12 protein-coding genes and 1 pseudogene are annotated in these 8,416 nt (G+C 75.2%); 5 read left to right on the top strand and 8 right to left on the bottom strand.

Features of this window, described 5'->3' with window-relative positions; translation table 11 throughout:
* Both GTW08_RS05015 and GTW08_RS05010 read right to left on the bottom strand, forming a co-directional pair.
* Window positions 1-247 (bottom strand): annotated as a pseudogene (locus tag GTW08_RS05015) (chromosome condensation regulator); the annotation flags it as partial.
* A gap of 22 nt (window positions 248-269) precedes the next feature.
* Window positions 270-728, bottom strand: coding sequence for a GNAT family N-acetyltransferase (locus GTW08_RS05010; protein WP_073577714.1), 459 nt, complete (start codon window positions 726-728; stop codon window positions 270-272).
* 657 nt (window positions 729-1,385) lie between these two features.
* On the opposite strand from GTW08_RS05010, the gene GTW08_RS05005 reads away from it, so the two are divergent.
* Entirely contained in the window at window positions 1,386-2,015 is a 630-nt protein-coding gene (locus GTW08_RS05005) for a hypothetical protein (protein WP_073577715.1), read from the top strand.
* Between the two features lie 88 nt (window positions 2,016-2,103).
* Here GTW08_RS05005 and GTW08_RS05000 read toward each other — a convergent pair whose 3' ends face one another.
* From GTW08_RS05000 to GTW08_RS04990, 3 genes are all read right to left on the bottom strand, one after another.
* Window positions 2,104-2,661 carry a TetR/AcrR family transcriptional regulator gene (locus GTW08_RS05000; RefSeq protein ID WP_073577805.1) on the bottom strand — a complete coding sequence of 186 codons (558 nt, stop codon included), beginning with the start codon at window positions 2,659-2,661 and terminating at the stop codon, window positions 2,104-2,106.
* 61 nt (window positions 2,662-2,722) lie between these two features.
* A complete protein-coding gene (locus tag GTW08_RS04995) occupies window positions 2,723-3,322 on the bottom strand; it encodes a thermonuclease family protein (protein ID WP_073577716.1) in 600 nt (199 codons plus the stop codon).
* A 48-nt stretch (window positions 3,323-3,370) separates the two neighbouring features.
* Window positions 3,371-3,547 carry a hypothetical protein gene (locus tag GTW08_RS04990; protein ID WP_161151476.1) on the bottom strand — a complete coding sequence of 59 codons (177 nt, stop codon included), beginning with the start codon at window positions 3,545-3,547 and terminating at the stop codon, window positions 3,371-3,373.
* Between the two features lie 119 nt (window positions 3,548-3,666).
* Between GTW08_RS04990 and GTW08_RS04985 the strand changes: the two genes are divergently transcribed.
* Genes GTW08_RS04985 through GTW08_RS04975 form a run of 3 tightly spaced genes read left to right on the top strand, consistent with a single transcriptional unit; the run spans window position 3,667 to window position 5,107 of the window.
* A complete protein-coding gene (locus GTW08_RS04985; RefSeq protein ID WP_073577717.1) occupies window positions 3,667-4,158 on the top strand; it encodes a GNAT family N-acetyltransferase in 492 nt (163 codons plus the stop codon).
* The gene (locus GTW08_RS04980; protein ID WP_073577718.1) at window positions 4,152-4,640 is read left to right on the top strand and encodes a GNAT family N-acetyltransferase; all 489 of its coding nucleotides are present in this window, start codon (window positions 4,152-4,154) and stop codon (window positions 4,638-4,640) included. Before GTW08_RS04985 ends, GTW08_RS04980 begins: the two co-directional genes overlap by 7 nt.
* 47 nt (window positions 4,641-4,687) lie before the next feature.
* Entirely contained in the window at window positions 4,688-5,107 is a 420-nt protein-coding gene (locus tag GTW08_RS04975; RefSeq protein ID WP_073577719.1) for a YunG family protein, read from the top strand.
* A gap of 12 nt (window positions 5,108-5,119) precedes the next feature.
* Here GTW08_RS04975 and GTW08_RS04970 read toward each other — a convergent pair whose 3' ends face one another.
* A complete protein-coding gene (locus tag GTW08_RS04970) occupies window positions 5,120-6,190 on the bottom strand; it encodes a 3-deoxy-7-phosphoheptulonate synthase (protein ID WP_073577720.1) in 1,071 nt (356 codons plus the stop codon).
* A 200-nt stretch (window positions 6,191-6,390) separates the two neighbouring features.
* Between GTW08_RS04970 and GTW08_RS04965 the strand changes: the two genes are divergently transcribed.
* Window positions 6,391-7,188 carry a carbon-nitrogen hydrolase family protein gene (locus GTW08_RS04965; protein ID WP_073577721.1) on the top strand — a complete coding sequence of 266 codons (798 nt, stop codon included), beginning with the start codon at window positions 6,391-6,393 and terminating at the stop codon, window positions 7,186-7,188.
* A gap of 43 nt (window positions 7,189-7,231) precedes the next feature.
* Here GTW08_RS04965 and GTW08_RS04960 read toward each other — a convergent pair whose 3' ends face one another.
* Both GTW08_RS04960 and GTW08_RS04955 read right to left on the bottom strand, forming a co-directional pair.
* Complete coding sequence (locus tag GTW08_RS04960) at window positions 7,232-7,531, bottom strand: 4a-hydroxytetrahydrobiopterin dehydratase (protein WP_062400425.1); 300 nt, start codon at window positions 7,529-7,531, stop codon at window positions 7,232-7,234.
* Between the two features lie 104 nt (window positions 7,532-7,635).
* Window positions 7,636-8,416: ABC transporter permease (locus GTW08_RS04955; RefSeq protein ID WP_161151475.1), on the bottom strand; the 781-nt coding region annotated here is incomplete at its 5' end.

Here is an 8,416-nt window from a genome sequence, read left to right as displayed (position 1 = left end):
AGCCCTCGACGGCGCACTCGCCGTCGTCGTCGCGACCGGTGGCCAGGACCGTGCCGTCGGCGTGCAGCCCGACGGTGTGCGCGCGGCCGGTGTTGCGGGCGGTGTGGACGTTCCCCACCGCGACGGCGACGACGCCGGTCCAGCCGTCGACGGCGCATTCACCGGCGCGGCCGTCCCCGACCGCGACGACGGTCCCGTCCGCCCGTAGCCCGGCCGAGTGCCGCCGGCCGGCGGCGAGGACGCCCATGTCGCCATGATCCACGGCCGGCTCAGTCCAGCCGGCCGTGCACGGCGTCGTCGTCGACGGTCACGTCCGCCCCCAGCCCGCGCAGCACCGCGACCGCCGCGGCGTTTGCCGGGCTCGTCTCCGCGACGACCGGGCCGTCGGCGCGTGCCACGAGCATCCGGAGCACCGCCCCGCCGACCCCGCGAGCACGCCACGGCCGGGCCAGCCAGATCCCGGCCTCCTCGCCGCCCTCGACCGGTTCCAGCCGCGCCGCCCCGGCCACCTCCCCGTCGACGACGACGGCCCAGGTCCGCTCCACCGGCACCTGCGCCGCGACCGACCGCTCCCGGTGGAACGCGACGAACGCCGCGCGCCGCGGCGTCGTCCAGCCGGGTGCGCCGGGCACCGGCGGCATCACCTCGAGCGGGTCCGCCCCGGCGGCCGCCGTGTCGCACAACGCCGCCAGCAGGGGCTCGTCGAGGCGTCGCAGTCCGATGTGCACCCGCCCAGGATCGCGGTCATCCGTCCGGTGCGTCACCGGGTTTGCGGCCCGCGGACACCGTCGTGGCCCGCGCTGCGGCAGGTCGACCCGGCGGAGGAGTGATCTGCATCGACAGCGTTACTCCGGACGGACCACGTCGTTGACCATCGTGAGCGACCGCGCCGGCGTGCGACAGTCTGGTGCGAAAGGCTGTCCAGTCCCGTGTGGTGCCGCCGTTCGGCGATCGATACACACCCGACGGCCGCACCCCGCGCGACGAACGGTCGAGTCCCGTCGCGCCGGACGGCCCATTCCCGCAGGTGGCGGTGGGTGTCGGAGAACTACCGGGCGGGTCCGGTGGTGACTCCGGGAGCTAGAGACGCCCGTTCCGTCCCGTCGTTGCGCTGCTGTGATCCACCCCACTTCTCGGCGCCTTTCTGTAACGATCGGCGAGCTGTAGATCTTCTACGGAGAGTAGCTAAACGACACCTGACGGATAGCACTGTGTGTAGCTGATCAGCGGCGAACGGTCGGTTCGGGCGCACCGAAACGGGCATAAAGCCGCCCGAACGAGGGGGTGCTCTCGCTTCGGTGATGGGCGTCCGTACGTTCTGCGGCACCGGCCAGTGACGGAGTGTCAGTACGACGGCCGGATCACATCGCCACAGAAGGAGTGCCATGAACGCCCCCGAGACGACCCCCGCCCGTCGTAACGCCCGGCGGATCGCCACCGCCGGCGTCCTGTCCGTCCCGCTGGTCCTGGGCTCGGCCGGAATGGCCTTCGCCGGTGACTACGGCGACGGCGGCAAGCACCACGACAAGGGCCGCGACTGCGCGCCGTCGTCCGCCTCGCAGAAGGGTGGACTGCTCGGCCTCGACGCGGCCGTCGACCCGCAGCTGAACATCGGCGGCATCCTGAACCAGGGTGCGGTCTCCCAGGACACCACCACGCTCGACCGGTCCAACTCCGGCATCGTGCAGAGCGGCTGCGGCGCGGGCGACGCCGTGCAGGTCGACGACCTGGTCGGGCTGGGCCTGGACGTCAGCCCGTCGGCCAACGTCGGCGGCATCCTGAACTCCGGCCCGGTGCAGCAGTCGACCACCACCGTCGACGACTCCAACAGCGGGATCCTGCAGTCCGGCGGCAAGCACGGCGGTGGCGGGCACGCCTCGCAGCGTGGCGGCCTGGTCGACGTCGCGGCCACCGTCAACCCGTCGATCAACATCGGCGGCCTGCTGTCCAGCGGCCCGGTGTCGCAGTCCACCACCACGGTCGACCAGGGCAACTCCGGCATCGTCCAGGGCTGAGCTCCGCGGGACACCCGCGAGGCGCGTACCGCCCGGGCCGCTTGACCCGGCCCGGGCGGTACGGCCGACCGGTCCCTCCGAGCGGAGCTCAGAAGTCCCGGCGGACCAGCATCCGCCACGCCCACCCGGCCGCGACGTCGGGTGGGGGCAGCGGGTCCCGTTCCAGCCAGCTGGCCGCGACCCCGAGCAGCGTCCAGGTCAGGCCGGCGGCGAACACGTCCAGCGGCATGCCGAACGCGTCCTCGGAGACACCCAGCCGCACCGTCGTGTCGGCGACGACCGACTGCATCCGGCGGCGCATCCCGGCCGCTGCGTCCGGCGCCGCGGCACCGCCGAGCGCCTGCCGGTACAGCGGGGCGTGCTCGGCCAGATGGATGAACCAGCGCAGCAGCGCCGCGGGCGGCTCGGGCCCGATGTCGTCCATCGACAGGTCCGACAGGTCCGCTCCGGCGTCCGCCGCCCGGTTGGCGAGCGCGTCGGCCAGCAGCATCTCCTTGTCGGTGTAGTGCTGGTAGAAGCTGCTGCGGTTCACCGACGCGTGCTCCGCGACGTCGGCGATCGTGATCGACTCGAGGGCGCGCTCCCTGGCCAGCGCGAGCAGCGCGTCCTGGAGACGCCGTCGTGTGCGCACCGCCCGGGGATCCACGCTCACCATTCTGCCGAACGGGTGACACCCGGTTGCGAGGGCCCACCGCGTCGCCGTGCGGTCAGGACGTCCGGTTGCACGGCGGCCCCCACATGCCGGCCCGCCGGTCCTGCGCGATGCGCTGCCCGGCCTCGAAGCCCGGCCGGTAGCGGCCCTGCCCCGGGTCCACCCAGCCCGCGACGAGCGCAGCGTCGGTGTAGGACTGCTGTGTCCCGATCACGAGGTACGCGGGCCACGTCGGGGCGTCCGCCGCCGGAGCGGGCAGCGTCGGGTCCGGCACCAGCGTGACCTCCTGACCGTCGAGGAAATCCTGGGCGAACCGCTGCGCGTCGACCCGCGCGCACGGCGGCGTCGACGCGGTGTCCACGCCGATCACCGACACCGTCACCGGACGGCCCCCGACGTCCACCACGACCGTCGCCGGGTCCACGACCCGCTGCACCCGCCCGTACAACGTCGGCGGGCCGGTGAGCGGGCCGAGCGCGGCCGTCCCCGGCTCGCCGGCCAGGGCCGGGCTGTCGGACATCCGGCCGATCGTCAGCCCCCCGACGATGCCGAGGGCGACCAGTACCAGCACGGCCAGCATCGCGATCATGCGGCGTGGGCCGGTGGACCAGGCGGACAGGAGCGTCCGGGCGCGGTGGCGCGGTTCGGGCAGCATGACTGGAGTTCGTACCGAATCGGGCGTCCGGTTGCCTGCCGGGCGGGATCAGGGACATCCGGCCGCGGTCCAGGCCGCGGAACAGCCGGTGCCCGCGGAGGCGGGCCCGGCGACCCCGGTCCCGGACAGGGCGAGCGCGAGGACGGCGCCGGCCAGCAGCAGACGGGGTCCGGTGGGACGGGTGCGGCGGCGCGGCGCGGTCATGCCGGTCGTCTCGCCGGACACCGGGCCGATGTTGCGCCGTCCGGACCAACCTCATCAGGATTGTCGATCGCCGGACACGCGGCGGGACCGCTCCGGGACGCTGCTAGGTTCGGCGCCTCCGTCCGTCCGGGAGGCCATGCGTGATCACCGTCCGGGAGCTGGGGCCCGACGACTGGGAGACCTGGCGCGACCTGCGCCTCGCCGCCCTGGCCGAGGCGCCCGACGCGTTCCACAGCCGGCTCACCGACTGGCTCGGCGCGGGGGAGCGGGAGTGGCGTGACCGGCTGGCCGCGCCCGGCCGGTACCTGGTGGTCGAGGTCGGCGGCCGCCCCGCCGGTCAGGTCGTGGCCGTCCCGCCGGACGGCGACGGCGTCGCCGACCTCATCGCCCTGTGGGTCGCCCCGCACGCACGCGGGGACGGCGCCGCGACCGCACTCGTCGACGCGGTCCTCGACCGCGCCGCCGGGTGGGGCGCGCGGACGCTGGCACTGCACGTGGTGATCGGCAACGACCGCGCCGCGGCGTTCTACCGGCGGCTCGGGTTCGTCGACCGCGGCGTCGTCGAGCGGCCCGACGGCATCAGCGAGACGCGGATGGACCGGCCCGTCGGCCGTCCGGCCCCGCGGTGCTGACCGTCCGGCCCGCCACACCCTCGGACGACCCCGGGCTGACCCGGATCGACGCCCTGACCTGGACCGCGGAGGTCAGCCCGGCCCCGCCGCGGCCCGAGCCGTTCCTCGACCGGACAGCGGTCGGGGACGTTCTCGTCGCCGACGACGACGGCGCCGTGGCCGGGTATGTGATCGTCGGGGCCGCTCCGCCCGCGGTCACGGCGCACGACCACGTCCGCTGCATCGGAGGTCTGGCGGTGCACCCCGGGCACACCGGCCGCGGCGTCGGCCGCGCGCTGGTCGACGCCGCGGTGGCCCGCGCCCGCGAGAGCGGCGGCCGCAAGGTCACGCTGCGGGTCCTCGGCCCGAACACCCGGGCCCGGGAGCTGTACCGCCGCTGCGGCTTCGTCGAGGAGGGGGTGCTGCGCGCCGAGTTCGTGATCGACGGGGTCGCCGTCGACGACGTCCTGATGGCCAGGCACCTCGCTCCGCCGGTCGGCTGACCTGCGGCGGCGCGGAACTGTCGGGGGTCGGTCGTAGCGTCGGAGCCATGACCAGCGCCCTGCCGTCGCCCCCGGCCTCGCCACCCGTCCCGGCCCGGGTGGCGGCCGCGCTGCGCGCCTCCTGGAGCCGCGACACCTGTGACGTCGCGGAAGTCACCGACTGGACCCCGGACCGTCCGTCGCGGGGCCAGTGCGGGGCGACGGCACTGGTCCTGCACGACCTGTTCGGCGGTGACCTGCTGCTGGCCGAGGTGTGGCAGGCCGACGGCCGCCTGCAGGGCTACCACTGGTGGAACCGGCTGCCCGGCGGCGCCGAGGTGGACCTCACCCGGGACCAGTTCGCCACGGGGGAGACGGTCCACCCGCCCCGGGTGGTCGTGCGCCCGGAGGGCCCGCCGCGGCGCTGCCGCGCGCAGTACGAGCTGCTGCGCCGGCGGGTCCTCGATCGGCTGGACGGCCCGGGGTGAGCGGCCCGGGGCTCAGCGGCGGCCGCGGCGCACGGCGTCGGCGAGCGTGCCCAGGAGCTCGTCGGTGGTGCCCCAGGACATGCAGGCGTCGGTCACCGAGCGGCCGCGGACCATGTCCGGGCCCAGCTCCTGGCGTCCCGCCTCCAGGAAGCTCTCCATCATCAGCCCGGTGACGGCCGGCTCGCCGGTCGCGATCCGCTCGGCCAGCTCCGCGACGACGCCGGCCTGCCGCACGTGGTCCTTGCCGCTGTTGCCGTGGCTGGCGTCGACGACGACCCGCTCCGGCAGTCCCGCCGCACGCAGCCCGTCGGCGGTCGCGGCGACGTCGGCGGCCGAGTAGTTGGGGGTGGCCCCGCCGCGCAGGATGACGTGGGTGTCCGGGTTGCCGGTGGTGGTGACCAGGCCGGCGAGCCCGTCGGCGTTCACCCCCATGAACACGTGCGACGCCGCGGCCGCGCGCATCCCGTCGATCGCGGCGCGGATGTCGCCGTCGGTGGCGTTCTTGATCCCGACCGGCATCGACAGGCCGCTGACCAGCTGGCGGTGCACCTGGCTCTCCGCGGTGCGGGCGCCGATCGAGCCCCAGGTGACCACGTCGGCGATGTACTGCGGGGTGATCGGGTCGAGGAACTCGCAGCCGACCGGCAGCCCGAGCGCGGAGATGTCGAGCAGCAGCGTGCGCGCGGTGCGCAGTCCGCGGTTCACGTCGAAGGTGCCGTCCAGGCCCGGGTCGTTGATCAGGCCCTTCCAGCCGACGGTCGTGCGCGGCTTCTCGAAGTAGGTACGCATGACCACGCACAGCTCACCGGACAGCTCCTCGGCCCGGGCGGCGAGGCGGTGGGCGTAGTCCAGGGCGGCGTCCGGGTCGTGCACCGAGCACGGCCCGACGACGACGAGCAGGCGGTCGTCGTCGCCGTCGAGGATGTCGGTGACCGCGGCGCGGCCGCGGGTGACGGTCTCGGCGACCCGGGGGTCGCAGGGCAGGTCGTGCCGCAGCAGTGCGGGCGAGATCAGCGGGCTGATCCGCTCGATGCGGCGGTCGTCGGTCGGGGCGACCTGCAGGGGGGTGGTGCTCGCACTCATCGGAGACGGTGGTCCTTACCCGGCGGACCGCCCCGGATCACCTCGACCGAGCCGGTCTGGAATGCCGGCTCGAGGGGATGGAGGTCAGCGCGCTACGGCACCTGCCAGCCCATCCCGGGCCGGCCGGCGAAACCAGTAGTACGCGTTCAGCACGCACCGACCGTACCCCACGCCGGCGGCAGGCGTGGTACCACCGGCACATGCGGATCGCCCTCGCCCAGATCGTGTCCACCCCGGATCCCGAGGAGAACCTCGCCGAGGTGGAGCGCCGCACCCACGCGGCCGCCGACGCCGGCGCGCAGCTCGTGCTGTTCCCCGAGGCCACCATGTGCTGCTTCGGGGTCGCGCTCGGCCCGGTCGCGCAGCCGCTGGACGGACCGTGGGCGACGCGGGTCCGCGAGGTCGCCGCGGCGGCCGGGACCACCGTCGTCGCGGGGATGTTCACCCCGTCCGGGGACGGCCGGGTCCGCAACACTCTGCTCGCCACCGGCGGCGGTGTGGACACCCACTACGACAAGATCCACATGTTCGACGCGTTCGGCTTCGCCGAGTCCGACACCGTCGAGCCCGGCACCGAGCCGGTCGTGGTCGGGGTGGGCGGTGACGAGCCGGTCACGGTCGGCCTGTCCACCTGCTACGACGTGCGCTTCCCCGGTCTGTACCAGCGCCTCGCCGACGACGGCGCCACCGTGCTGCTGGTACCCGCCTCCTGGGGCGCGGGCCCGGGCAAGCGCGAGCAGTGGGAGCTGCTGGTGCGGGCCCGTGCGCTCGACACCGGCTCGTTCGTCGTCGCGTGCGACCAGGCCGACCCGACGACGGTCGGCCGCGAGCACGGCAAGGCGCCGACCGGGATCGGGTACAGCCTGGTCGCCGGCCCGCGCGGCGAGGTCGTCCACGCACTCGGCGCCGAGCCCGGGCTGCTCGTGGTCGACGTGGACCCGGCGGCGGCCACGACCGTGCGCGAGCAGATCCCGGTGCTGGCCAACCGGCGGTTCTGAGCGGCGTCCGGCCGTTCCCGGAGCGGCGGCCGCCCGGGGCGGCTCAGCCGCCCGCGGTGCTGAGCCGGTCGGAGATCTGCGCGGCGAGGTCGACGTCCTTCGCGGTCAGTCCGCCCTCGGAGTGCGTGGACAGCCGGAACGTCAGCGTGGCGTAGCGGATGTCGATGTCCGGGTGGTGGTCGGCGGCCTCGGCGTCCTCGGCGACCCGGTCCACCACCGCGATCGCGGCCTCGAAGTCGGGCAGGGTGGCGGTGCGGACGATGGAGTCGCCGTCGCGGTCCCAACCGGGCAGCTTCTGCAGGGCGTCGGCGATCTCGGCGTCGGTGAGCGTCGGGGTGGGCATCGCCCCATCGTGGCGCAGACGGCGCACCCCGTCGCGGTGGAGGCTGTCCGGATCCTCCCGGTGGAGCAGCCCGCTCCGGTGGAGCGGCGACCGGCCGGGAGCGCTCATCCGTCGCGGCGGGTCAGGGCGAAGACCACGGCACCCGCCCCGGCGACGGCGAAGCCGGCCGCCCGCGCCGTGGTCGCCCACAGGGCCGACGGGTCGGCGGGCACCGCGAGGACCCCGGCCAGGACCTCGTGCCAGTGCCCGGACGGCAGGACCGGCGCGATCGGCTCCCACAGCACGGTCGCCAGCGGCGCGACGGTCAGCGCGGCCAGACCGGTCGCGACCACCCCGGCGGGTCGCCGGACCAGCGCCGACATCGCCAGCAGCAGCATCCCGAGCCCGCACAGCTGCAGCGCGGCCCAGCCGGTGAGCACCAGGGCCCGGGCCACGGTGGCGCCCGCCCCGAACGGGCCGGCACCCAGGGCGAGGCCGCCGCAGACCAGGGCGGAGACGACCGTCGTCGCCGCGGCGAGCAGCGAGGTCACCGCGACCGCGGCGGCCTTGAGCCCGAGCAGCCGTCCCGGGCCGACGGGGGACAACCGCAACGCGTCGAGGGTGCCGCGGGCACGCTCCGCGGCGAACGCGTCGGCCGCCACGAGCACCACGGGCATCCCGAGCGCGAACGCCGCGGGTTCGGACAGCGCGACCGTCAGGGTCCCGAGTGCGAAGGACAGGCGGCCGGCGTCGGTGGCGAGCGCGATCGTCGCCAGCAGCGGCACCAGTGCGACCGCCGCGAGGACGACCGCGGTGCGCGGACGCAGCAGCGCCAGCTCCAGCTCCGAGCGGAGCAGCCGGCCGAAGGGCGCCGAGGTGGGGCGGCGTGCCGTCGGGCCGGAGCGC

Origin of the sequence: Pseudonocardia sp. SID8383, assembly GCF_009864975.1 — a bacterium.
In the GTDB taxonomy this organism is placed as follows: domain Bacteria; phylum Actinomycetota; class Actinomycetes; order Mycobacteriales; family Pseudonocardiaceae; genus Pseudonocardia; species Pseudonocardia alni.
Note: the sequence above shows the minus strand (reverse complement) of the source record. Positions and strands in the feature narration are given on the sequence as shown.